Below are 23,586 nucleotides of genomic sequence, written 5' to 3'. Positions count from 1 at the left end.
CCTTAGCCTGACAACCCTGGAGTGTCTGGTTTGATCGTCTTCCGTTATCTGTCCCGCGAAGTCCTGTTGACCCTGAGTGCCGTGAGTGCGGTCCTGCTGGTCATCATCATGAGTGGTCGTTTCGTCAAATACCTGGCCCAGGCTGCCTCCGGCGCCCTGGACCCAGGCTCGCTGTTCCTGATCATGGGCTTTCGCCTGCCGGGATTCTTGCAACTGATCCTGCCGCTGGGCCTGTTCCTCGGCATCCTGCTGGCCTACGGCCGCTTGTACCTTGAAAGTGAAATGACCGTGCTCTCGGCCACCGGCATGAGCCAGCAGCGCCTGCTGGGCATGACCATGATTCCGGCGGCCGGCGTTGCGCTGATCGTGGCCTGGTTGAGCCTGAGCCTGGCTCCCCAGGGCGCGATGCAGTTCCAGTTGGTGCTGAACAAACAGGACGCGATGACCGAGTTCGACACCCTCGAGCCGGGCCGTTTCCAGGCACTCAATGATGGCTCGCGGGTGACTTACACGGAAACCTTGACCGACGACCGCGCCAACCTGGGCGGTGTGTTCATCTCCGAGAAACGGTTTGGCCAGGACAAGAAAGACCGGGGCATTTCCGTACTGGTGGCCGATTCGGGCCGCCAGGAAGTGCGTCCTGACGGCAGCCGCTACCTGATCCTGGAAAATGGCTATCGCTACGATGGCAGTCCAGGCATGGCCGACTATCGCGCGATCAAGTACGACACCTATGGCGTGATGCTGGCCCGCCCGGATATCAGCGACGAAGTCACCGACCGCGACGCCATCCCCACGGCGGACCTGCTCGGCAGCAAGGAACTGCGCTCCATCGCCGAGCTGCAATGGCGGATTTCCCTGCCGCTGCTGGTGTTTATCGTGACCCTGATGGCCGTGCCGCTGTCGCGCGTCAACCCGCGCCAGGGCCGTTTCCTCAAGCTGTTGCCGGCGATCCTGCTGTACATGGCTTACCTCACCATCCTGATTTCCGCCCGTGGCTCCCTGGAGAAAGGCAAGCTGTCGCCGGTCCTGGGCCTGTGGTGGGTGCACGGCATGTTCCTGTTGATCGGCCTGGGGCTGCTGTATTGGGAGCCTATTCGTTTGAAAATGATGAGCCGTCGTGGCCAGAAGGAGTTGGCTCGTGGCTAAGCTCGATCGCTACATTGGTAGCAGCGTCCTGATCGCCATCCTGGCGGTACTGGGCATTATCCTGGGTCTGGCCTCGTTGTTCGCCTTCATCGATGAAGTCGGCAACGTCAGCGACACCTATACCGTATGGGACGTGCTCGGCTACGTGGCACTCACCGCGCCGCGTCGTCTCTACGACATGATGCCGATGGCCGCGCTGATCGGTTGCCTGATCGGCCTGGGCAGCCTGGCCAGCAACAGCGAACTGACCATCATGCGCGCCGCCGGTGTGTCCATCGGGCGTATCGTCTGGGCGGTCATGAAGCCTATGTTGCTGCTGATGCTGTGCAGCGTGCTGATCGGTGAGTACGTAGCGCCGCCGGCCGAAACCACCGCCCAGGCCAATCGAGCCCTGGCCCAGGGCTCGGGCGATGCACAAAGCGCCAAGCATGGCCTGTGGCACCGCCAGGGTGATGAGTTCATCCACATCAACGCCGTGCAACCGGGCGGGCTGTTGATCGGTGTGACGCGCTATACGTTCGACAAGGAACGTCACATGCTGTCGTCCAGTTTCGCCAAACGCGCGCAGTACGGCGACGAAAAATGGCAACTGACCGACGTCACCACGACTTACTTCCGCAATGTCGGCCAAGGCACCAAGGCCAGCACCGAAGTGATCAATGTGCCGAGTGAAGAGTGGGATATCGCCCTCAAGCCGGAACTGCTCAATACGGTGGTGATGATCCCCGAAAGCCTGCCGATCTCCGGGTTGTGGGGCTATATCCACTACCTGAAGGATCAAGGCTTGAATAACGGTCGTTACTGGCTGGCATTTTGGGTCAAGGTGTTGCAGCCGGTGGTGACCGCCGCACTGGTGCTGATGGCGATCTCGTTCATCTTCGGTCCGTTGCGCTCCGTGACCCTCGGCCAGCGGGTATTCACTGGCGTGCTGGTCGGTTTCACCTTCCGCATCGCCCAGGATCTGCTCGGCCCGTCGAGCCTGGTGTTCGGGTTCTCGCCGCTGTTTGCAGTGCTGGTGCCGACGGCCATCTGCGCCCTGGCCGGGTTCTGGCTGCTGCGCCGGGCCGGCTGATACCGCACCGTTGGATAAAAAATGCCCCGCTCGGATGAGTGGGGCATTTTTGTTCTGGTCAGCAAAGATGACGCCCGGCCTGAGCATCAGGTACAATTCCCGGCTATTTTTCAGCGGGCAATCTGCCTGCAGCCTTTTTGAGTGTTGATCCGTGAGTGATTTGAGTCATATCCGCAATTTCTCCATCATCGCCCACATTGACCATGGTAAGTCGACGCTGGCCGATCGATTCATCCAGATGTGCGGCGGCCTTGCCGAGCGTGAAATGGAAGCCCAGGTGCTGGACTCCATGGACCTCGAACGCGAGCGCGGGATCACCATCAAGGCCCACAGCGTTACCCTGTACTACACCGCCAAAGACGGTATCAAGTACCAGTTGAACTTCATTGACACCCCGGGCCACGTGGACTTCACCTATGAAGTCAGCCGCTCCCTGGCGGCCTGCGAAGGTGCGCTGCTGGTGGTGGACGCGGGACAGGGTGTTGAAGCCCAGTCCGTGGCCAACTGCTACACCGCCATCGAGCAAGGCCTGGAAGTCATGCCGGTGCTGAACAAGATCGACCTGCCACAGGCCGATCCGGACCGCGTAAAAGAAGAAATCGAAAAAATCATCGGCATTGACGCCACCGACGCCGTCGAGTGCAGCGCCAAGACCGGCCTGGGCGTCGACGAAGTGCTCGAGCGCCTGGTCAAGACTATCCCTGCCCCCACCGGCAACTACGAAGATCCGCTGCAGGCGTTGATCATCGACTCCTGGTTCGACAACTACCTGGGGGTTGTCTCCCTGGTACGCGTGCGCCACGGCCGTGTGAAGAAGGGCGACAAGATCCTGGTCAAGTCCACCGGCAAGATCCACCTGGTGGACAGCGTCGGTGTATTCAACCCCAAGCACACCGCGACCACTGATCTGAAAGCCGGTGAAGTAGGTTTCATCATCGCCGGCATCAAGGACATTCATGGTGCGCCGGTGGGTGACACCCTGACCTTGAGCTCCACCCCTGACGTCGACGTGCTGCCGGGCTTCAAACGCATCCAGCCGCAGGTCTACGCCGGCCTGTTCCCGGTCAGCTCCGACGACTTCGAAGACTTCCGCGAAGCCCTGCAAAAGCTGACCCTCAACGACTCGTCGTTGCAGTACACCCCGGAAAGCTCCGACGCCCTGGGCTTCGGCTTCCGCTGCGGCTTCCTCGGCATGCTGCACATGGAAATCATCCAGGAGCGCCTTGAGCGCGAGTACGACCTGGACCTGATCACCACGGCGCCGACGGTTATTTTCGAGCTGCTGCTCAAAAACGGTGAAACGATTTACGTCGACAACCCGTCCAAGCTCCCAGACCTGTCTTCCATCGAAGACATGCGCGAGCCGATCGTGCGGGCCAATATCCTTGTGCCGCAGGAACACCTGGGCAACGTCATTACCCTGTGTATCGAAAAGCGTGGCGTGCAGCACGACATGCTGTTCCTCGGTACCCAGGTGCAAGTGACCTACGATTTGCCGATGAACGAAGTGGTCCTGGACTTCTTTGACCGTCTCAAATCCACCAGTCGCGGCTATGCTTCGCTGGATTACCATTTCGACCGTTACCAATCGGCTAATCTGGTGAAACTGGATGTGCTGATCAACGGCGACAAGGTCGATGCCCTGGCACTGATCGTGCACAAGGACAACGCGCACTACAAAGGTCGCCAGTTGACCGAGAAGATGAAAGAACTGATTCCGCGCCAGATGTTCGACGTCGCGATCCAGGCCGCCATTGGCGGGCAGATCATTGCGCGAACCTCCGTCAAGGCACTCAGAAAGAACGTACTGGCCAAATGCTACGGTGGCGACGTCAGCCGTAAGCGCAAGCTGCTTGAGAAGCAAAAGGCCGGTAAAAAACGCATGAAGCAAGTGGGCAACGTGGAAATTCCACAAGAAGCCTTCCTTGCGGTGCTCAGGTTGGATAGTTAGGTCCTATGTCGCTAAATTTCCCGCTGTTGCTGGTCATCGCCGTTGCCGTTTGCGGTCTCCTGGCGTTGCTCGATCTGGTGTTCTTCGCCCCGCGTCGGCGGGCGGCTATCGCGTCCTATCAGGGCAGCGTCAGCCAGCCCGATGGCATGGTGATCGAGAAGCTGAACAAAGAGCCTTTGCTGGTTGAATACGGCAAGTCGTTCTTCCCGGTGTTGTTCATCGTGCTGGTGCTGCGCTCGTTCCTGGTGGAACCGTTTCAGATCCCGTCGGGGTCGATGAAACCTACCCTGGACGTGGGCGACTTCATCCTGGTGAACAAGTTTTCCTACGGGATTCGCCTGCCGGTGATCGACAAGAAGGTCATCGAAGTCGGTGATCCGCAGCGCGGCGACGTGATGGTGTTCCGCTACCCGAGCGACCCGAACGTCAACTACATCAAGCGTGTGGTAGGCCTGCCGGGCGACGTGATTCGCTACACCAGCGACAAGCGTCTGTTCATCAACGGCGAGTCGGTGGCCGAGAAGCTGATCGGTTCCGAACCGAACAGCCTGGGCAGTGCCGAGCTGTACCAGGAAAAACTCGGTGCGGTAGAGCACGAAATCCGCAAGGAAATGAGCCGCTACCGTGCCATGCCTGATGGTGAGTGGAAAGTGCCGGCCGGGCACTACTTCATGATGGGCGACAACCGCGACAACTCCAATGACAGCCGTTACTGGGATGACCCCAGCATTCCCAAGGACCTGCTGGGCATGGTTCCCGACCAGAATATCGTCGGCAAGGCCTTTGCGGTCTGGATGAGCTGGCCGGAACCCAAGCTCAGCCACCTGCCGAACTTCTCGCGGGTCGGGCTGATCAAGTAATACAAGCGGCGCTGTGCACACAGCGCCGAATGCTTTTCTGGGGCCTGGACATTTCCCGTCCCCGTGCAATACCAACCAGGATTTGAATTTGAACACTGCGTCAATCGTCGATGGCCGCCGGTGCCACCACACAGATATGGGTAAACCGTGACCGTTTCTCTAAGTCGTCTCGAGCGCCAGCTCGGCTACACCTTCAAGGATCAGGAATTGATGGTCCTTGCCCTCACACACCGCAGCTTTGCAGGGCGTAACAACGAACGCCTGGAATTCCTCGGTGATGCCATCCTCAATTTCGTCGCCGGTGAAGCTCTGTTCGAGCGCTTTCCCCAAGCCCGTGAAGGCCAGCTGTCGCGTTTACGCGCACGCCTGGTAAAGGGCGAGACCCTGGCCGTACTGGCCCGTGGTTTTGGCCTGGGTGAGTACCTGCGCCTCGGCTCCGGTGAGTTGAAGAGCGGCGGGTTCCGCCGTGAGTCGATCCTGGCCGATGCGCTTGAGGCATTGATCGGCGCGATCTACCTCGATGCCGGCATGGAAGCGGCCAAGGAGCGCGTCACCGCGTGGCTGACCTCCGAGATCGAAAGCCTCACGCTGGTCGACACCAACAAGGATCCGAAGACCCGACTGCAGGAATTCCTGCAATCGCGCGGTTGCGACCTGCCACGCTACGAAGTGGTGGATATCCAGGGTGAGCCCCATTGCCGCGTGTTCTTCGTGGAATGTGAAATCACCTTACTGAATGAAAAAAGCCGAGGTCAGGGTGTGAGCCGTCGCATTGCCGAACAGGTAGCGGCCGCTGCAGCACTGATTGCCCTGGGCGTGGAGAATGGCCATGACTGATTCAACCGCAACACGCTGTGGCTATGTTGCCATCGTCGGCCGCCCGAACGTGGGCAAGTCCACGCTGCTGAACCATATCCTCGGCCAGAAGCTTGCAATCACCTCGCGCAAGCCGCAAACCACCCGCCACAACATGCTGGGCATCAAGACCGAAGGCAGCGTGCAAGCGGTCTACGTCGACACCCCGGGCATGCACAAGGGCGGCGAGAAAGCCCTTAATCGCTACATGAACAAGACGGCCTCGGCGGCGTTGAAAGACGTGGACGTGGTGATCTTCGTGGTCGACCGCACCAAGTGGACCGACGAAGACCAGATGGTTCTCGAGCGTGTGCAGTACGTCACCGGCCCTTTGATCGTCGCGTTGAACAAGACCGACCGCATCGAAGACAAAGCCGAGCTGATGCCGCACCTGAGCTGGCTGCAGGAGCAACTGCCGAACGCCCAGATCATGCCGATCTCGGCCCAGCACGGCCACAACCTCGAAGCCCTGGAGCGCGTGATCGCCGGCTACCTGCCGGAGAACGAGCACTTCTTCCCGGAAGACCAGATCACCGACCGCAGCAGCCGTTTCCTCGCCGCCGAACTGGTGCGTGAGAAAATCATGCGCCAGATGGGCGCCGAGCTGCCGTACCAGATCACCGTTGAAATCGAAGAGTTCAAGCAGCAGGGCAAGACCCTGCATATCCATGCGCTGATCCTCGTCGAACGTGACGGCCAGAAGAAAATCATCATCGGCGACAAGGGCGAGCGCATCAAACGCATCGGCACCGAAGCGCGCAAGGACATGGAATTGCTGTTCGATTCCAAGATCATGCTTAACCTGTGGGTGAAGGTTAAGGGTGGTTGGTCCGATGATGAGCGTGCGTTACGCTCCCTTGGCTACGGCGACCTGTAAGGACACCGCAGGGCAAAAAATGTGGGAGGGGGCTTGCCCCCGATAGCCATGGATATCTACACAATTTTCCGTGGTCTGTGGCGAGGGAGCTTGGGCCCGTGGCGGCCTTCGGGCCGACCGCTTTTTGGGGTTTGGGGGAGTACATATCCGTTGCTGCGGTCACGGCGACTTAGGGTTCCGCCCTTACGGCGGGTCACTTTTGGAAGAGCCCAAAAGTAACCAAAAGGCTCTCGCCCCACCACTCGGTACCTCGCCTAGGCTCGGTATGCCCGAACGCAGGCTTGAATCCGTGGGCCGCCGTCATGGGCCATCCCTGGCCCAGGACGGCTAACCCGGCGTCCTGCCGGGTTACCCACGGATTCAAGCCTGCGTTCGGCCAGCGTGGTTAACGGGGCGCCTGAGATCAAGATCAAAAGCCAGAGCCAGAGCAGATCAAAAGATGGCTGACTTCGTCAGCGGTTAAGGAAGTAGAAGCCACACCGCGTACGCTTCAAAGATCAGGTCGGCTTTAAGGCCGCCTCGTCTTGTTTTTGATTTGGGGCGAAGGCCTTTTGGTTACTTTTGTGCCTTTACAAAAGTGACACGCCGTAAGGGCGTAACCCTAAGTGGCCGTTACCGCAGCAACGGATATGTACTCGGTCAAATCCAACGACATGGTCGGCCCGAAGGCCGCCACGGGCCCAAGCTCCCTCGCCACAGGCCGCTGAAAAAAGTTGTGTAGATACTTATGCCCCGATAGCGGTGGGTCAGTTAACCAATAAATGACTGACACACTGCCATCGGGGGCAAGCCCCCTCCCACATTAGGTTTGTGTTGTTTTCAAGATAGAGAACCCATGTCCCAATCCCAACCCATCAGCCAACTCGCCTACGTCCTGCACAGCCGCGCCTACCGCGAGACCAGCGCCCTGGTGGATTTCCTTACGCCCCAAGGCCGCCTGCGCGCGGTGTTGCGTAGCGCGCGGGGCAAGGCGGGGACATTGGCGCGACCTTTCGTGGCGTTGGACGTGGAGTTTCGCGGCAAGGGCGAGTTGAAGAACGTCGGCCGCCTGGAAAGCGTCGGCACGTCCGCCTGGCTCAATGGCGATGCACTGTTCAGCGGCCTCTACCTTAATGAACTGCTGATCCGCCTGTTGCCCGCCGAAGACCCGCACCCGGCGGTCTTCGATCACTACGCCGCCACCTTGCTGGCCCTGGCCGAGGGCCGCCCCCTGGAGCCGCTGTTGCGCGCCTTCGAATGGCGCCTGCTCGACGACCTGGGCTACGGCTTCGAACTGCACAACGACCTGCACGGCGACCCCGTCGCCGCCGACGGCATGTATCGCCTGCAGGTGGATGCGGGCCTGGAGCGTGTGTACCTGCTGCAACCGGGACTGTTCCAGGGCACCGAGCTGCTGGCCATGAGCGAGGCCGACTGGAGCGCCCCCGGTGCCTTGTCCGCCGCCAAGCGCTTGATGCGCCAGGCCCTGGCCGTGCACTTAGGCGGACGGCCGCTGGTCAGTCGCGAGTTGTTTCGAAAGCCCTGACATCCCCGTGTATGCTGTGCAGCGTTTCTTCCCCTTTTCAGGAGCGCTTCCGTGACCACCAGCAATCGCATTCTTCTTGGCGTCAACATCGACCACGTCGCTACCCTGCGCCAGGCCCGGGGCACCCGTTACCCTGACCCGGTCAAGGCCGCGCTGGACGCCGAAGAAGCGGGTGCCGACGGCATCACCGTGCACCTGCGCGAAGACCGCCGCCACATCCAGGAGCGCGATGTGCTGCTGCTCAAGGACGTGCTGCAAACCCGCATGAACTTCGAGATGGGCGTCACCGAAGAAATGATGGCCTTCGCCGAGCGCATTCGCCCGGCGCACATCTGCCTGGTCCCGGAAACCCGCCAGGAACTGACCACCGAAGGCGGCCTCGACGTGGCCGGCCAGGAAGCGCGGATCAAGGCCGCGGTGGAGCGCCTGTCGAAGATCGGCAGCGAAGTGTCACTGTTCATCGACGCCGACGAACGTCAGATCGAAGCGTCCCGCCGTGTCGGCGCGCCGGCCATCGAACTGCACACCGGCCGTTACGCCGACGCCACCACACCGACCGAAGTGGCGGATGAACTGCAGCGCATCATTGACGGTGTGAACTGCGGCCTCAATGAAGGCCTGATCGTCAACGCCGGCCACGGCCTGCACTACCACAACGTCGAAGCAGTGGCTGCGATCAAGGGCATCAACGAGCTGAACATCGGCCACGCGCTGGTAGCCCACGCGCTGTTCGTCGGTTTCAAAGGCGCGGTGGCCGAGATGAAAGCCCTGATCCTGGCTGCTGCCAAGGCCTAAAAAACACTGAAAATCCAATGTGGGAGGGGGCTCGCCCCCGATAGCGGTGTATCAGCCATAAAGGTGGTGGCTGACACACTGCTATCGGGGCATAGGTATCTACACAACTCTTAGAGGCAGGCACAAAACCCTGTGGTGAGCGGGGCAAGCCCGCTCACCACAAGGGCCTCGTTCGCTAAGGGTAGGTTTTCACCAAAGATGTGTAGATACCTATGGCTATCGGGGCAAGCCCCCTCCCACATGCGAAGCCTTACTGTTTAGCCAATGCAGGTGTATCGTATCTGCCCTTTGCAGGCCCTGTGCCTGCGGCAGATACGTGAGGTTGTTGTGTCCCGATCCTTTTCCCGTCGACAAATCCTGGGTGGTCTTGCAGGCCTGGCCGTAGTGGGCGTCGGTGCCGGTGGCGCCTACCGCTACTGGCTGGGGAAAGTCGCCGAAGCCGAAGCGGGGCATGATTACGAACTGATCGCCGCGCCGCTCGACGTAGAACTGGTGCCGGGGCACAAGACCCAGGCCTGGGCCTTCGGCCCTTCGGCACCGGGCACCGAGTTGCGGGTGCGCCAGGGTGAGTGGCTGCGGGTGCGCTTTATCAACCACCTGCCGGTCGCCACCACGATCCACTGGCACGGCATCCGCCTGCCGCTGGAAATGGACGGCGTGCCCTACGTCTCGCAATTGCCGGTGCTGCCCGGCGAATACTTCGACTACACATTCCGCGTGCCCGACGCCGGCAGCTACTGGTACCACCCCCATGTGAACAGCAGCGAAGAACTCGGCCGCGGCCTGGTCGGCCCGCTGATTATCGAAGAACGCGAACCCACCGGGTTCAAGCACGAACGCACCCTGAGCCTGAAGAGCTGGCATGTGGACGAAGAGGGCGCCTTTGTCGCCTTCAGCATTCCCCGTGAGGCCGCGCGCGGGGGCACGGCCGGGCGGTTGTCGACCATCAATGGTGTATCCCAGGCGGTGATCGACCTGCCTGCCGGGCAGATCACCCGTGTGCGCCTGCTCAACCTCGACAACACCCTGACCTATCGCATCAACATCCCTGACGTCGAAGCGCAGATCTACGCGCTGGACGGCAACCCCGTCGAACCACGCCCGCTGGGCAAGGAATACTGGCTGGGTCCGGGCATGCGCATCTGCCTCGCGATCAAGGCGCCGCCGGCGGGCGAAGAACTGTCGATCCGTAACGGCCCGGTGCGCCTGGGCACTTTCCGCTCAGTCGTCAACACCGATGCACCGACCGAATGGCCCCCGGCATTGCCCGCCAACCCGATTGCCGAGCCTGACCTGGCCAATGCGGAGAAACTCAACTTCAATTTCGAGTGGGTCGGTTCAGTGTCGGTGAATGTCGATAATGGCAAGCCGCCGAGCCTGTGGCAGATCAACGGCCAGGCCTGGGACATCACCGACAAGACCTGCGCCGACCGCCCGATTGCCAAGCTGGAAAAAGGCAAGAGCTACATTTTCGAATTTAAGAACATGACCCAGTACCAGCACCCGATCCACCTGCACGGCATGAGCTTCAAGGTGATCGCCTCGAACCGCCATAAGGTGATCCCGTACTTCACCGACACTTACCTGCTGGGCAAGAACGAACGTGCTCGAGTGGCCTTGGTGGCGGATAACCCAGGGGTGTGGATGTTCCATTGCCATGTGATCGACCACATGGAAACCGGCCTGATGGCCGCCATCGAGGTGGCGTGATGCGCCAGTTTCGCCCCACGGCGATTATCGACCGCAGCCGCGATCAGGATTTCATGCGCGAAGCCCTGGCGCTTGCCGCCCAAGGCGCGGCGCTGGGCGAAGTGCCGGTGGGCGCGGTGCTGGTGCAGGACGGTGAAATCATCGGTCGCGGCTTCAACTGCCCGATCAGCGGCAATGACCCTAGTGCCCACGCCGAAATGGTCGCCATTCGCGCCGCTGCGCAGGCTGTCAGCAACTACCGACTGCCGGGCAGTACGCTGTACGTGACCCTGGAACCGTGCAGCATGTGCGCCGGGCTGATCGTGCATTCACGCATCGCGCGGGTGGTGTATGGCGCGTTGGAGCCGAAAGCGGGGATCGTGCAAAGCCAGGGGCAGTTTTTTACCCAAGGGTTTCTTAACCATCGGGTGTTGTTTGAAGGCGGGGTGCTGGCCGAGGAGTGCGGCACGGTGTTGAGCGAATTCTTCAAGGCCCGCCGAGCCAAGCCCCCGCTCTAAAGAACACTTCATTTTTTCAGGGAGTTTGGGGGCTTACTTTTTAGCGATGATCACCGCCCGCATCGGCGCCGGCAGCCCTTCAATCGTCTTGCAGTGATCCTGTGGATCGAGGAAGTCGCTGAGGGACTGATACTTCATCCACGCCGTCCCGCGCTGTTCCTCCACCGTGGTCACGCTCACATCCACGCACCTCACATCACTGAACCCGGCACGCCGCAGCCACAGCATCAACGCCGGCACTGAGGGCAGGAACCACACGTTACGCATCTGCGCATAACGGTCTTCCGGCACCAGCACCTGTTGCTGGTCGCCTTCCACCACCAAGGTTTCCAGGACCAGTTCGCCGCCCTTGACCAAGGTGTCCTTCAGCGCCAGCAAATGCTCGATCGGCGAGCGGCGGTGATAGAACACCCCCATGGAAAACACCGTGTCGAAGCCTTCCAGGTTCGCCGGCAGATCTTCAAACGGGAACGGTAGGTGCCAGGCCTTGGGTTCGGACAGGTAACGCTGTACGGCCTGGAACTGGCAGAAGAACAGCCAGTTCGGGTCGACGCCAATCACGCTGTCGGCCCCGGCGCCGAGCATGCGCCACATGTAGTAACCGTTGCCGCAACCGACATCGAGAATACGCTTGCCCTTCAGGTCCAGGTGCGGGGCCACACGCGACCACTTCCAGTCCGAGCGCCATTCGGTGTCCACATGCACGCCGAACAGGTGGAACGGGCCCTTGCGCCACGGGCTCAAGCCCATCAGCGCGGTGTGCATCTGCGCGCGGGTGGCGTCGTCGCAATCGGTGTCCAGCACCAGGCCATTGAGCAAGTCGACTTCACTGGGCTGGATCTTGGGCAGCGCGTCCAGGGCACTCTGCCAACGCTCCAGGTCGCCATGACCCTTTTCCATCTTGCTATCGAGCTGCGCTTGCAGGCCTTGGGCCCATACAGCCAGGGGGGTACCGACCAGATGGCGGGCGAGGGGGGACAGATCAATCATGGCAAGGCAATCAACGAGGCAAAGTTAAGACACTGGAACCACGGCACGACTTTCGAAAACCCGGCCGCCAGCAGGCGTTCGCGGTGTTCTTTGAGGCTGTCGGGCTTCATGACGTTTTCGATGGCGCTGCGCTTCTGGGCGATTTCCAGTTCGCTGTAGCCGTTGGCGCGTTTGAACGCGATATGCAGGTCGGTGAGCAGCGCATGTTCTTCCAGGTCGTTGAAGCGCAGCTTTTCCGAAAGGATCAGTGCGCCGCCGGGCAATAACGACTGGCGGATACGCCCGAGCAACGCCAGGCGCTCATCCGGGGCGATAAATTGCAGGGTGAAGTTCAACGCCACCACCGAGGCCGGTTGGAACTGCAGCGCGAGGATGTCGCCGTCGATCACCTCGACCGGCAGCAGCTCCTGGAACATCGAGTCCTGGCCATTGAGGTATTCGCGGCAGCGCTCGACCATGGCCGCCGAGTTATCCACCGCGATCACGCGGCAACCGTCGGTGCGCACATGACGGCGCAAGGCCTGGGTCACCGCTCCCAGGGACGAGCCCAGGTCGTAGAGCACGCTGTGTGGTTGGGCAAACTGCGCTGCAAGCACGCCGAGGTTTTCGACAATCGTCGGGTAACCGGGCACCGAACGCTTGATCATGTCCGGGAACACCCGCACCACGTCCTCGTTAAAGGCGAAGTCCGGCACCTGGGGCAGGGGCTGGGCGAATAGGCGATCGGGTTCTTTGCTCACGGTTGTTCCGGCGACGAAGGGGAAAGGCCGGCATTTTAGCCAAGTTGGCCCTCGTGTGCGCGGGTTGTCTGATGGAAAGCCGAGGCGGTGATGCCCCACTGTCCGAGCCAGTAGGTGACGATCAACAAATACGGCGCGGCGTCGAATGACAGCACAAACCGATTGATGCCGATCAGCGTGTCGGAAAACACAAACGACACCGCGCCAGCCGCCGCCAGCAGCGCCGAGCGTTTCGGTACATCGCTGCCCACACGTGCCAGCGCGCGCCAGAGCATGGCGCTGATCACCAGTGCGTAAATCACCACCGGTATCAGCAGTTCACCGAGGCCATGGGAGATCAGGATGCTCAGCAGGACCGCGCCCACGCCCAGCGCCAACGCCAACGGCAGCAGCGCCAGGCGGCGGCAGTCGCTGCAATAGGCTTTGAGGTAGGCCAGGTGGGCAAACAGGAAGGCGCCGAGGCCGAAGATAAACAGGTCGCCCGGCCAGGCCAGCAATACATCGCCGACCAGGGAGAAAATCAGCCCGAGGCTGATCCAGCGTCGATACTCGGTCGGCGGCGCGTCATGCAGCCAGCCCAGCAGCGCCAGCACCGGCAGCGGCTTGACCAGCAGGCACAGCAACGTGGCATGGGTGCTCAGGCCGTAGATAAACGTGCCGGCGCCCATCAACGCAAGAATCAGCCATGGCATATCAGTTCACCGTAATGGCGCAGTCGAAGGTCTCGGCGGGTTCGGCTTCCGGTTCCCAGGGTTGCTGGGAGGTCAGGCGCAACCGCCCCTGGCCGGCCGCGAATGCCTGGAAGCGCCAGGTGGACTGGCCGCCGCCGCCGATCACACCGGATTCCGAGCTGCTGTACACCTCGGGGCCCAGGGCCCGCAATACGCCGCCGGCGGAATCCTGGATGGCCCAGCGGTAGCCGGTGGTGGGGTTGCTCGGCAGGGTGAGGATCAGGTTTTGCCCGGTCTTGAGTTGCAGCGGGCAGGCGCTCTGGTTGTCCACGGTGACGTTTTGCTTCGGCGCACTGGCGCAGGCGGCGAGCAGGCAAAGGCTCAGGGGGAGAAGCAGGCGGGCGGCGATCATGGGGGCTCCGTTGTTTGGCGACGAAGACCGAGCATAACCGAAGATGAGACAAGGTGTGACAAGAGGGCTGCCGGGTGCCGTTTGTGGCGAGCAGGCTTGCCCTGCGTTGGGCTGCGAAGCAGCCCCTCTTAAAAAGACCCCCATTCTTTCTGAAAGAACAGGGTCGTCAGTTTCGGGGCTGCTGCGCAGCCCAACGCAGGGCAAACCTGCTCACCACAGGGGCCCACTCGGGCTAATGAGGTATCAGAAGAGCACCTTCGCCACATCCGCAAAGCGCTTGGCAAAGTGCACGGTCATGCCTTCCTTCAGGTACTCCGGCAACTCTTCAAAACTGCCGCGATTGGGCTCCGGCAAAATCAGCTCGTGAATCTTCTGGCGGCGCGCCGCAATCACCTTCTCGCGTACCCCGCCAATCGGCAGCACATGCCCGGTCAACGTCAGTTCGCCGGTCATGGCCACGCCTTTTTTCGGCGCTTGATTGCGCGCCAGGGACAGCAGCGCGCTGGCCATGGTCACCCCGGCGCTCGGGCCGTCCTTCGGCGTGGCGCCTTCCGGTACGTGCAAGTGCACGAAGGCTTCGTCGAAGAACTTCGGATCGCCGCCAAACGACTTCAGGTTGGAGCTGATGTAGCTGTAGGCGATTTCGGCGGACTCTTTCATCACCTCACCCAGCTGCCCGGTGAGCTTGAAGCCGCGATTGAGGGTGTGGATACGGGTCGCCTCGATCGGCAGGGTCGCGCCACCCATGCTGGTCCAGGCCAGGCCGGTGATCACGCCGGTACCCGACAGCACCTGTTCGTTGCGGAACACCGGCATGCCGAGGGAGCTTTCCAGGTCCTTGTTGCCGATCTTGATCACCGAGTTCGGTTCGTCCAGCAGCTTGACCACCGCCTTGCGCACCAGTTTGCCCAGTTGTTTCTCCAGCTGGCGCACCCCGGCTTCACGGGCGTACCCGTCGATCAGTGCGCGCAGGGCGCCGTCACTGATGCTCAGGCTGTTTTTCGAAACGCCGGCTTTTTCCAGCTGTTTTGGCCACAGGTGGCGTTTGGCGATGGCGACTTTTTCTTCGGTGATATAGCCCGACAGGCGAATCACTTCCATACGGTCCAGCAGCGGGCCGGGAATCGAGTCCAGGGTGTTGGCGGTGCACACGAACAGCACCTTGGACAGGTCCAGGCGCAGGTCCAGGTAGTGGTCGAGGAATTCGACGTTCTGCTCCGGGTCGAGGGTTTCCAGGAGTGCCGAAGCCGGATCGCCCTGGAAGCTCTGGCCCATCTTGTCGATCTCGTCGAGCATGATCACCGGGTTCATCACTTCCACATCCTTGAGCGCCTGCACCAGCTTGCCCGGCAGGGCGCCGATGTAGGTGCGGCGATGGCCCTTGATCTCGGCCTCGTCGCGCATGCCGCCGACGCTGAAGCGATAGAACGGCCGCCCGAGGGACTCGGCGATGGACTTGCCCACGCTGGTCTTGCCCACGCCCGGCGGGCCCACCAGCAGCACGATGGAGCCAGCGACCTCGCCTTTATAGGCGCCCACCGCGAGGAACTCGAGGATGCGGCTCTTGATGTCATCCAGGCCGGCATGGTGCTTGTCCAGCACCTTGCGTGCGTGCTTGAGGTCGAGTTTGTCCTCGCCATACACGCCCCAGGGCACCGAGGTGGCCCAGTCCAGGTAATTGCGCGTGACGGCGTATTCCGGCGAGCCGGTTTCGAGGATCGACAGTTTGTTCAGTTCTTCATCGATACGTTTTTTCGCCTGGGCCGGCAGCACCTTGCCTTCCAGGCGTTGCTCGAACTGTTCGACGTCGGCGCTGCGGTCGTCCTTGGTCAGGCCCAGTTCCTGCTGGATGACCTTGAGCTGTTCCTTGAGGAAGAACTCGCGCTGGTGTTCGCCGATCTTGCGGTTCACCTCGGCGGAGAGTTCTTTTTGCAGGCGCGCGACTTCCACCTCCTTGCGCAGCATCGGCAGGACTTTTTCCATGCGCTTGAGCATCGGCACGCAGTCCAGCACTTCCTGCAGCTCATTGCCTGTGGCCGAGGTCAGCGCGGCGGCGAAGTCGGTGAGGGGCGACGGGTCGTTGGGGCTGAAGCGGTTGAGGTAGTTCTTCAGCTCTTCGCTGTACAGCGGGTTGAGCGGCAGCAGTTCCTTTATCGCATTGATCAGCGCCATGCCATAGGCCTTGACCTCGTCGGTCGGCTCGCTCGGCTGGTGCGGGTATTCCACTTCCACCAGGTACGGTGGGCGGTGGTGCTTGAGCCAGGTCTTGATCCGCACGCGGGTCAGGCCCTGGGCGACGAATTGCAGCTTGCCGTTCTCGCGGCTGGCGTGGTGCACCTTCACCAGGGTGCCGTACAGCGGCAGGGCGGAGGTGTCGAAATGGCGTGGATCTTCCGGCGGCGTGTCCATGAAGAACAGGGCCAGGGAGTGATGGTCGGATTTGCTCACCAGCTCCAGGGTCTCGGCCCACGGCTCTTCGTTGACGATCACCGGCAGCACTTGCGCCGGGAAGAACGGCCGATTGTGGATCGGGATGATGTAGACCTTGTCCGGCAGGTTTTGCCCAGGCAGGGCCAGGCCGGTATTGGACGAAGGGGTTTCAGCGTTTTCGGGGTCGGCGTAATCGTTGAGGTCGTAATCAGGGAATTCTTGCTGGTCGCTCATGGGGCACCTGCATAAGGAAGTATGCAGCTTAGATGGGGCGGGGCAGCAGTGGTTTCAATGGTGGGGGTGAGATAGCAACATATTGCAGGAAATTACTGCGGCGACATTGGTCAATATGGGTCAGCTGATTTTGTGGAGGTAGGTGGGGAGTGGCTGTTCTGGCAGCACCGAGAGCACTTTCAGGCGCTGCAACATCCGCTGCCGCGCCCGCTGCAAATGCTCGCGCAGGTTCAACGCCGCCGCATCGAATGCGCCATGCAGCAGCAGCTCCAGAATCAATCGATGTTCGGCAAGCATCGCCGGATCAGCGCCGATCCCCAGCAATCGGTAAAAAATCCGACTGATGATCATCGGGCTCTGGCCCTGGCGAATCAGCGCGGCAATCTTGCGGTTTTGCAGGCCGGCCAGGCAGCGCTGGTGCAGGTCCTCTTCGATCTGCTCGATGGCTTCCAGGCTGCACTGGGGGCTGTCCTGGGCATCCAGCACGCGCTGCAGCATGGCTTCCAGCATGTCGCGGTCGAGGTTCGGGGCACTCTGGCGCAGGGCTTCGGGTTCCAGGCAGGCGCGCAGTTCGTAATCTTCGGTGACTTCCCGCGCGGTCAGGGGCCCCGCCAGCCATTGGGAATAGGGCTCTTTTTCCACCAGGCCGCGGTCGCGCAGGCGCATCAGCGCTTCACGCACCACCGCGCGGCTGACGCCGTAGTGGTCGGCGGCGGCTTGCTCATCCAGGCGGTAATGGCCAAAGGCGATACAGGTGGACAGCGCCGCGCCGATTTCCTCGACGATGCGCTCGCCCAGCGGCCGGGTGTCCACCAGTTCGGCCTCGCCATTGAGGCCCAGGTGCCCATGGCTCAAGGGCAGGCGCAACGGCTCCATGGCCAGGCCGTCGGGGTTGATCAGGTAGCCCCGGCCGTTGAAACGGCAGATCAAGCCCTCAGCGTGCAGCAGGTCCAGCGCCTTGCGCACCGGCACGCGGCTGGTGCCGAACAGCTCGGCCAGGGGCGCTTCCAGCAATACCAGGCCATGGCGGGCAGTGCCATTGACGATCGCGTCGCGCAACACCTGGTGAATCATCGCGTAACGGGAGGCCGAGGCGGACACTGCTTTCATCGATTTCTCAAAGGCATGTAGGACGATGGCCGGGGATTCTCTCATAAGTTGCGCCTGTCACTCTGCGCCACGTCGGTGGCACTTTTTTGGGGCCTTGAATGTAGGAATGTTACTTTTCTGCACCAAAATGTACTTATTAATAAAAGATACATTATTTCATTGAGGACGCTTCGTAACCGTGGCGCAAGATTTTTTTCCATCGATCAACACCATCTATCCTGTAGCTCTGGGTAAGAATGCGTAATCGCGCCAAGAGCGCTACGCAGAGACTGGCACGAAAGCTGCCTTTGTAAAATGTACATTTTATTAATATGTACGTTTTATGAGGTTTCCCTGATGTCAGACGCCACTTCACTGGCCGAGGATTTCGCCAGCGGTCGCAGCGACCCGGTGCAAGTCCTTGAGCAGGCACTCGATCAAGCGAGCCGCTCGACCAGCGTATTTATTGCCCTGACCGCCAAGCGCGCCCGCCGTGAAGCCGAAGCGTCCGCCGCCCGGTGGCGTGCCGGCCAGCCCTTGAGCGTGTTCGATGGCGTGCCCCTGGCCTGGAAAGACCTGTTCGACGTAGCCGGCAGCATCACCACCGCCGGCGCCGCTTACCGCCGTACTGCGCCCGCCGCGTTGCTCGACGCCCCCAGCGTGGGCCTGTTGTGCCGTGCCGGGATGGTCAGCGTCGGCAAGACCAACCTCAGCGAACTCGCCTATTCCGGTTTGGGCCTGAACCCGCATTTCGGCACGCCGCACAATCCCCATGGCACGGACCAGGCGCGCATTCCCGGCGGCTCGTCGTCCGGGTCGGCGGTGGCGGTTGCGGCCGGTATCGTGCCGATCGCCATGGGCACCGACACCGCAGGCTCCATCCGCATTCCGGCAGCGCTCAACGGCCTGGTGGGGTACCGCAGCAGCAGCCGACGCTACAGTCGCGACGGTGTGTTTCCCCTGGCCCGTTCCCTCGACAGCCTTGGCCCGTTGACCCGCAGCGTGCGCGATGCCTTGGCCATCGACGACCTGCTCCATGGCCGTGCCCGGCAGCACAGTGCCCGTCGCCTGAAAGGGCAGCGTTTTGTGTTGGAACAGGGTGTGCTGGCTGACGTGGAGCCTGCCGTGCGCAACAACCTGCTGCGCGCCGTTGAGCGACTGAAGGCGGACGGTGCGCTGATTGAAGAGCGTGAAAGCACCCCGTTCCAGGCCACCCTGGACCTGATCAAGCACCAAGGCTGGCTCGGCGCGTTCGAAGCCTTCGCCCTGCACCAGGACCTGCTCGACAGTGCTGACGCCGAACACCTCGACCCCCGTGTGCGCCGCCGCCTTGAAGCCGCGCGCGCATTGCCGGCCAGCCAGTTGATCCACCTGACCGACGCACGCCGTCGCCTGCAACAGCAACTGCTCGACGCGCTTGACGGCGCGATCCTGATCACCCCCACCGTCGCCCATGTCGCCCCGGCGTTGGCACCGCTTGAGGCCGACGACGAACTGTTCGTCAAAACCAACCTCGCCACCCTGCGCCTGACCATGCCCGGCAGCTTTCTCGACATGCCAGGCGTCAGCTTACCCAGTGGCCGCGATGCCCAGGGCCTGCCCACCGGGCTGCTGCTGAGCGCCCCGAGCGGAGAAGACGCGCGGCTGTTGCGCGCGGCCTTGTCCGTCGAGTCCGTACTTAACTTTTAAGGAGACACACCATGGCTAAAGACATCCTCTGTGCATTTGGCGTCGACGTCGACGCCGTCGCCGGCTGGCTCGGTTCCTATGGCGGCGAAGACTCGCCCGACGACATCTCCCGCGGCCTGTTCGCCGGTGAAATCGGTGCGCCGCGCCTGCTCAAACTGTTCGAGCGCTACGGCCTGCGCACCACCTGGTTTATCCCCGGCCACTCGATGGAAACCTTCCCCGAGCAGATGAAGGCCGTGGCCGACGCCGGCCACGAAATCGGCGTGCATGGCTACAGCCACGAAAACCCGATTGCGATGACCGCCGAGCAGGAAGAAATCGTCCTCGATAAATCCATCGAGTTGATCACCCAAGTCACCGGCAAACGCCCCACCGGCTACGTCGCGCCGTGGTGGGAATTCAGCAAGGTCACCAACGAGCTGTTGCTGAAAAAAGGCATCAAGTACGACCACAGCCTGATGCACAACGACTTCCACCCCTACTACGTGCGCAAGGGCGACAGCTGGACCAAGATCGACTACAGCCAGCACCCCGACACCTGGATGAAACCCCTGGTGCGCGGCGAAGAAACCGATCTGGTGGAGATCCCGGCCAACTGGTACCTCGACGACCTGCCGCCGATGATGTTCATCAAGAAAGCCCCCAACAGCCACGGCTTCGTCAACCCGCGCCACCTCGAAGAAATGTGGCGCGACCAGTTCGACTGGGTCTACCGCGAGCACGAACACGCGGTATTCACCATGACCATCCATCCCGACGTGTCCGGCCGCCCGCAAGTGCTGCTGATGCTTGAACGCTTGATCGAACACATCCAGAGCCATGCCGGCGTGCGCTTCGTCACCTTCGACGAAATCGCCGACGACTTTATCCGCCGCCAACCGCGTACCTGATCCCAACCCTGTAGGAGCGAGCTTGCTCGCGAAAAGCCTGAGAGCACCGCGTGCATTCAGGATGCCCGCGTCATCGTTGACGATTTTCGCGAGCAAGCACGCTCCTACAGAAAGCCCACTCCACCTCCCGAGGCGCGATTATGTCCATCTACAACAAGCTTGACCTGACTGGCTGGAAACCCCGGCAACTGACGTCCCAGGAAGTGCGCTTCGCCACCTGGATCGCGTTTTTCGCCTGGGTGTTTGCGGTGTACGACTTCATCCTGTTCGGCACCTTGCTGCCGGAGATCGGCCGACACTTCGGCTGGGGTGAAGTGGAGCAGGCTGAAATCGCGACCTGGGTGGCGGTGGGTACCGCCGTGGTTGCCTTGGCCATCGGGCCGATCGTCGACAAGCTGGGGCGGCGCAAAGGGATCATTTTCACCGTGGCCGGTTCCGCACTGTGCTCGGCGCTGACCGCCATTGGCGGGGCGTGGGGCAAGTCGCCGCTGATTCTGATTCGTTCGCTGGGCGGCCTGGGGTATGCCGAAGAAACCGTCAACGCCACCTATTTGACCGAGCTGTATGGCGCCTCGGAAGACCCGCGACTGACCAAGCGCCGCGGCTTCATCTACAGCCTCGTGCAGGGCGGCTGGCCGGTCGGTGCGTTGATCGCCGCCGGCTTGACCGCGCTGTTGCTGCCGATCATCGGCTGGCAGGGTTGCTTCATCTTCGCCGCGATCCCGGCGGTGGTGATCGCGATCATGGCGCGCAAGCTCAAGGAGAGCCCGCAATTCCAGATCCACCAGCGCATCAGTCAGTTGCGTAAAAGCGGCGCGGTGAAAGAAGCACAAAACGTTGCCGTGACCTACGGTGTGGACTACGACGAACACAGCAAGGCCGGCCTCAAGGCGGCCTTCCGTGGCCCGGCCCGTCGCGCCACCCTGGTGATCGGCGCTGCGCTGCTGCTCAACTGGGCAGCGATCCAGGTGTTCAGCGTGCTCGGCACCTCGGTGATCGTCAGCGTGCACCACATCTCGTTCGAGAACTCGCTGATCATCCTCGTGCTGTCCAACCTGGTGGGTTACTGCGGCTACCTCAGCCACGGCTGGATGGGCGACAAGATCGGCCGTCGCAATGTGATCGGCCTGGGTTGGATGCTTGGCGGCCTGGCGTTTGCCGGCATGCTGTTTGGCCCAAGCAATATGCCGATGGTGGTCGGGTTGTACAGCCTGGGCCTGTTCTTCCTGATCGGGCCGTACTCGGCGGCGCTGTTCTTTATCAGTGAAAGTTTCCCCACCAGCATCCGCGCCACCGGCGGCGCGATCATCCATGCCATGGGCCCGATTGGTGCCGTAGTCGCGGGCTTTGGTGCGACCCAGGTGTTGTCCGCCGGCAGTGACTGGCAGACCGCCGCGCTGTGGTTCGGCGCGCTGCCGTGCTTCTTGTCCGGCGCCCTGATGTTTGCCGCCCGCCATGTGCGTCCGGAAACCGTTCAGTAAGGAGAGTTCGATGAGCCGTAAAGTTGCCTTGATTACCGGCGCCGCCAGTGGCATCGGCCAAGCCCTCGCCGTGGCCTATGCACGTTGTGGCGTGGCGGTGGTGGGCGGGTATTACCCGGCCGATCCCCACGACCCGGGCACCACCGTGTCGTTGGTGGAAGAGGCGGGGGGCGAGTGCCTGATGTTGCCGCTGGACGTGGGCGATACCGTCTCGGTGGACGCCCTCGCCGAACAGGCGGTACAGCATTTCGGTCGGCTGGATTACGCGGTGGCCAACGCCGGTTTGCTGCGCCGTGCGCCGCTGCTGGAAATGACCGACGAGTTATGGAACGAGATGCTCAATGTCGACCTGACCGGGGTGATGCGCACCTTCCGCGCGGCGACGCGGCATATGAACGAAGGCGGCGCGCTGGTGGCGATCTCTTCGATTGCCGGCGGCGTGTATGGCTGGCACGACCACAGCCATTACGCTGCGGCCAAGGCCGGTGTGCCGGGGTTGTGCCGTTCGCTGGCGGTGGAATTGGCGCCCCTGGGCATTCGCTGCAATGCGGTGATCCCGGGGTTGATCGAGACGCCGCAGTCGCTGGATGCGAAGAACTCGCTGGGTCCGGAAGGTCTGGCAAAAGCGGCGCGAGCGATTCCGTTGGGGCGGGTAGGGCGCGCGGATGAAGTGGCGTCGCTGGTGCAGTTCTTGACCAGTGAAGCGTCGAGCTATTTGACCGGGCAGAGCATCGTTATCGACGGCGGCCTGACCGTACGTTGGCCCGACTGACTGGTGTACTCGATCCAAATGTGGGAGGGGGCTTGCTCCCGATAGCGGTGGGTCAGTCACAGTAGTTCTAACTGAACCACCGCTATCGGAGCAAGCCCCCTCCCACATTGAAACTGTGTTTGCTTCAGGAGATTTAACATGTTCCAACTGACTGACCGCCGCGCCGTGATCACCGGCGCCGGCAGCGGCATCGGTGCCGCCATCGCCCGCGCCTATGCCGTTGAAGGCGCGCGCCTGTTATTGGCCGACCGCAACTCCGCCAGCCTCGCCGAAACCGCGACCGCCTGCCGTAACCTGGGCGCCGAGGTGGTCGAGTGCGTGGCCGATGTGGGCACGGTCGAAGGCGCCCAGGCCAGTGTCGACCGTTGCGTCGACCACTTCGGCGGCATCGATATCCTGGTCAACAATGCCGGGATGCTCACCCAGGCGCGTTGCGTCGACCTGTCCATCGAAATGTGGAACGACATGCTGCGCGTCGACCTCACCAGCGTGTTCGTCGCCAGCCAACGTGCCTTGCCCCATATGCTCGCGCAGCGTTGGGGACGGATCATCAACGTGGCTTCGCAACTGGGTATCAAGGGCGGCGCCGAACTGACTCACTACGCTGCCGCCAAGGCTGGAGTGATCGGTTTTACCAAGTCCCTGGCGTTGGAGGTGGCCAAGGACAATGTGCTGGTCAATGCCATCGCCCCCGGACCGATCGAGACGCCGTTAGTGGGCGGTATCAGCGACGATTGGAAGCGCGGCAAGGCCAAGGAGCTGCCCTTGGGGCGCTTCGGCCTGGCAGACGAAGTGGCGCCCACCGCCGTGCTGCTGGCCAGTGAACCGGGTGGCAACCTGTTCGTCGGCCAGACCCTGGGCCCGAACTCCGGCGATGTCATGCCATGAGCGGGGTGT

The 23,586-nt window shown here is 61.9% G+C and carries 21 protein-coding genes; 15 read left to right on the top strand and 6 right to left on the bottom strand.

Annotation, left to right across the window (positions count from 1 at the left end):
* The first annotated feature begins 30 nt into the window (after nucleotides 1-30).
* The 10 genes from lptF (at nucleotide 31) to tadA (ending at nucleotide 11,291) form a co-directional block, all read left to right on the top strand.
* A complete protein-coding gene (gene lptF, locus V3W40_RS03280) occupies nucleotides 31-1,149 on the top strand; it encodes an LPS export ABC transporter permease LptF (protein WP_065924181.1) in 1,119 nt (372 codons plus the stop codon).
* Nucleotides 1,142-2,221 (top strand): LPS export ABC transporter permease LptG, encoded by a 1,080-nt coding sequence (gene lptG / locus V3W40_RS03275; RefSeq protein WP_065924180.1) that lies wholly within the window; start codon nucleotides 1,142-1,144, stop codon nucleotides 2,219-2,221. The genes lptF and lptG overlap by 8 nt, the downstream gene beginning before the upstream one ends.
* A gap of 151 nt (nucleotides 2,222-2,372) precedes the next feature.
* Complete coding sequence (gene lepA / locus V3W40_RS03270) at nucleotides 2,373-4,172, top strand: translation elongation factor 4 (protein WP_027604664.1); 1,800 nt, start codon at nucleotides 2,373-2,375, stop codon at nucleotides 4,170-4,172.
* Between the two features lie 5 nt (nucleotides 4,173-4,177).
* Complete coding sequence (gene lepB / locus V3W40_RS03265; protein ID WP_027604663.1) at nucleotides 4,178-5,032, top strand: signal peptidase I; 855 nt, start codon at nucleotides 4,178-4,180, stop codon at nucleotides 5,030-5,032.
* A 147-nt stretch (nucleotides 5,033-5,179) separates the two neighbouring features.
* A complete protein-coding gene (gene rnc / locus V3W40_RS03260; RefSeq protein ID WP_027604662.1) occupies nucleotides 5,180-5,869 on the top strand; it encodes a ribonuclease III in 690 nt (229 codons plus the stop codon).
* Complete coding sequence (era, locus tag V3W40_RS03255) at nucleotides 5,862-6,764, top strand: GTPase Era (protein ID WP_027604661.1); 903 nt, start codon at nucleotides 5,862-5,864, stop codon at nucleotides 6,762-6,764. The genes rnc and era overlap by 8 nt, the downstream gene beginning before the upstream one ends.
* A gap of 835 nt (nucleotides 6,765-7,599) precedes the next feature.
* The gene (gene recO, locus V3W40_RS03250; protein WP_074844002.1) at nucleotides 7,600-8,289 is read left to right on the top strand and encodes a DNA repair protein RecO; all 690 of its coding nucleotides are present in this window, start codon (nucleotides 7,600-7,602) and stop codon (nucleotides 8,287-8,289) included.
* A 51-nt stretch (nucleotides 8,290-8,340) separates the two neighbouring features.
* Nucleotides 8,341-9,084 carry a pyridoxine 5'-phosphate synthase gene (gene pdxJ, locus V3W40_RS03245; protein ID WP_065906925.1) on the top strand — a complete coding sequence of 248 codons (744 nt, stop codon included), beginning with the start codon at nucleotides 8,341-8,343 and terminating at the stop codon, nucleotides 9,082-9,084.
* A 327-nt stretch (nucleotides 9,085-9,411) separates the two neighbouring features.
* On the top strand, nucleotides 9,412-10,794 hold the full coding sequence (locus V3W40_RS03240; protein WP_330214432.1) for a multicopper oxidase family protein: 1,383 nt from the start codon (nucleotides 9,412-9,414) through the stop codon (nucleotides 10,792-10,794).
* Nucleotides 10,794-11,291 carry a tRNA adenosine(34) deaminase TadA gene (gene tadA / locus V3W40_RS03235; RefSeq protein ID WP_053133694.1) on the top strand — a complete coding sequence of 166 codons (498 nt, stop codon included), beginning with the start codon at nucleotides 10,794-10,796 and terminating at the stop codon, nucleotides 11,289-11,291. Before V3W40_RS03240 ends, tadA begins: the two co-directional genes overlap by 1 nt.
* A gap of 33 nt (nucleotides 11,292-11,324) precedes the next feature.
* Here tadA and cmoB read toward each other — a convergent pair whose 3' ends face one another.
* The 6 genes from cmoB to V3W40_RS03205 form a co-directional block, all read right to left on the bottom strand.
* Complete coding sequence (gene cmoB / locus V3W40_RS03230) at nucleotides 11,325-12,281, bottom strand: tRNA 5-methoxyuridine(34)/uridine 5-oxyacetic acid(34) synthase CmoB (RefSeq protein ID WP_065926594.1); 957 nt, start codon at nucleotides 12,279-12,281, stop codon at nucleotides 11,325-11,327.
* Nucleotides 12,278-13,021 carry a carboxy-S-adenosyl-L-methionine synthase CmoA gene (gene cmoA, locus V3W40_RS03225; protein WP_330214431.1) on the bottom strand — a complete coding sequence of 248 codons (744 nt, stop codon included), beginning with the start codon at nucleotides 13,019-13,021 and terminating at the stop codon, nucleotides 12,278-12,280. The genes cmoB and cmoA overlap by 4 nt, the downstream gene beginning before the upstream one ends.
* Before the next feature lie 35 nt (nucleotides 13,022-13,056).
* The gene (locus V3W40_RS03220) at nucleotides 13,057-13,713 is read right to left on the bottom strand and encodes a lysoplasmalogenase (protein WP_330214430.1); all 657 of its coding nucleotides are present in this window, start codon (nucleotides 13,711-13,713) and stop codon (nucleotides 13,057-13,059) included.
* Between the two features lies 1 nt (nucleotide 13,714).
* Entirely contained in the window at nucleotides 13,715-14,104 is a 390-nt protein-coding gene (locus V3W40_RS03215; protein ID WP_330214429.1) for a protease inhibitor I42 family protein, read from the bottom strand.
* A gap of 243 nt (nucleotides 14,105-14,347) precedes the next feature.
* Entirely contained in the window at nucleotides 14,348-16,768 is a 2,421-nt protein-coding gene (gene lon, locus V3W40_RS03210; RefSeq protein ID WP_065926590.1) for an endopeptidase La, read from the bottom strand.
* A gap of 120 nt (nucleotides 16,769-16,888) precedes the next feature.
* Complete coding sequence (locus tag V3W40_RS03205) at nucleotides 16,889-17,878, bottom strand: GntR family transcriptional regulator (protein ID WP_330214428.1); 990 nt, start codon at nucleotides 17,876-17,878, stop codon at nucleotides 16,889-16,891.
* A gap of 336 nt (nucleotides 17,879-18,214) precedes the next feature.
* On the opposite strand from V3W40_RS03205, the gene V3W40_RS03200 reads away from it, so the two are divergent.
* The 5 genes from V3W40_RS03200 to V3W40_RS03180 all read left to right on the top strand — a co-directional run bounded on the left by V3W40_RS03200 (nucleotide 18,215) and on the right by V3W40_RS03180 (nucleotide 23,577).
* The gene (locus tag V3W40_RS03200; protein ID WP_330214427.1) at nucleotides 18,215-19,546 is read left to right on the top strand and encodes an amidase; all 1,332 of its coding nucleotides are present in this window, start codon (nucleotides 18,215-18,217) and stop codon (nucleotides 19,544-19,546) included.
* Nucleotides 19,547-19,557: 11 nt separating this feature from the next.
* Entirely contained in the window at nucleotides 19,558-20,436 is an 879-nt protein-coding gene (locus tag V3W40_RS03195) for a polysaccharide deacetylase family protein (protein WP_003234086.1), read from the top strand.
* Between the two features lie 140 nt (nucleotides 20,437-20,576).
* On the top strand, nucleotides 20,577-21,917 hold the full coding sequence (locus V3W40_RS03190) for an MFS transporter (RefSeq protein ID WP_065926587.1): 1,341 nt from the start codon (nucleotides 20,577-20,579) through the stop codon (nucleotides 21,915-21,917).
* Nucleotides 21,918-21,927: 10 nt separating this feature from the next.
* Nucleotides 21,928-22,689: an SDR family NAD(P)-dependent oxidoreductase gene (locus V3W40_RS03185; protein ID WP_065926586.1), complete on the top strand. Its 762-nt coding sequence runs from the start codon at nucleotides 21,928-21,930 to the stop codon at nucleotides 22,687-22,689.
* Between the two features lie 138 nt (nucleotides 22,690-22,827).
* A complete protein-coding gene (locus tag V3W40_RS03180; protein WP_330214426.1) occupies nucleotides 22,828-23,577 on the top strand; it encodes an SDR family NAD(P)-dependent oxidoreductase in 750 nt (249 codons plus the stop codon).
* Nucleotides 23,578-23,586 lie beyond the last annotated feature (9 nt).

Source organism: Pseudomonas sp. AM8 (assembly GCF_036346475.1).
Classification (GTDB): domain Bacteria; phylum Pseudomonadota; class Gammaproteobacteria; order Pseudomonadales; family Pseudomonadaceae; genus Aquipseudomonas; species Aquipseudomonas marginalis.
Note: the sequence above shows the minus strand (reverse complement) of the source record. Positions and strands in the feature narration are given on the sequence as shown.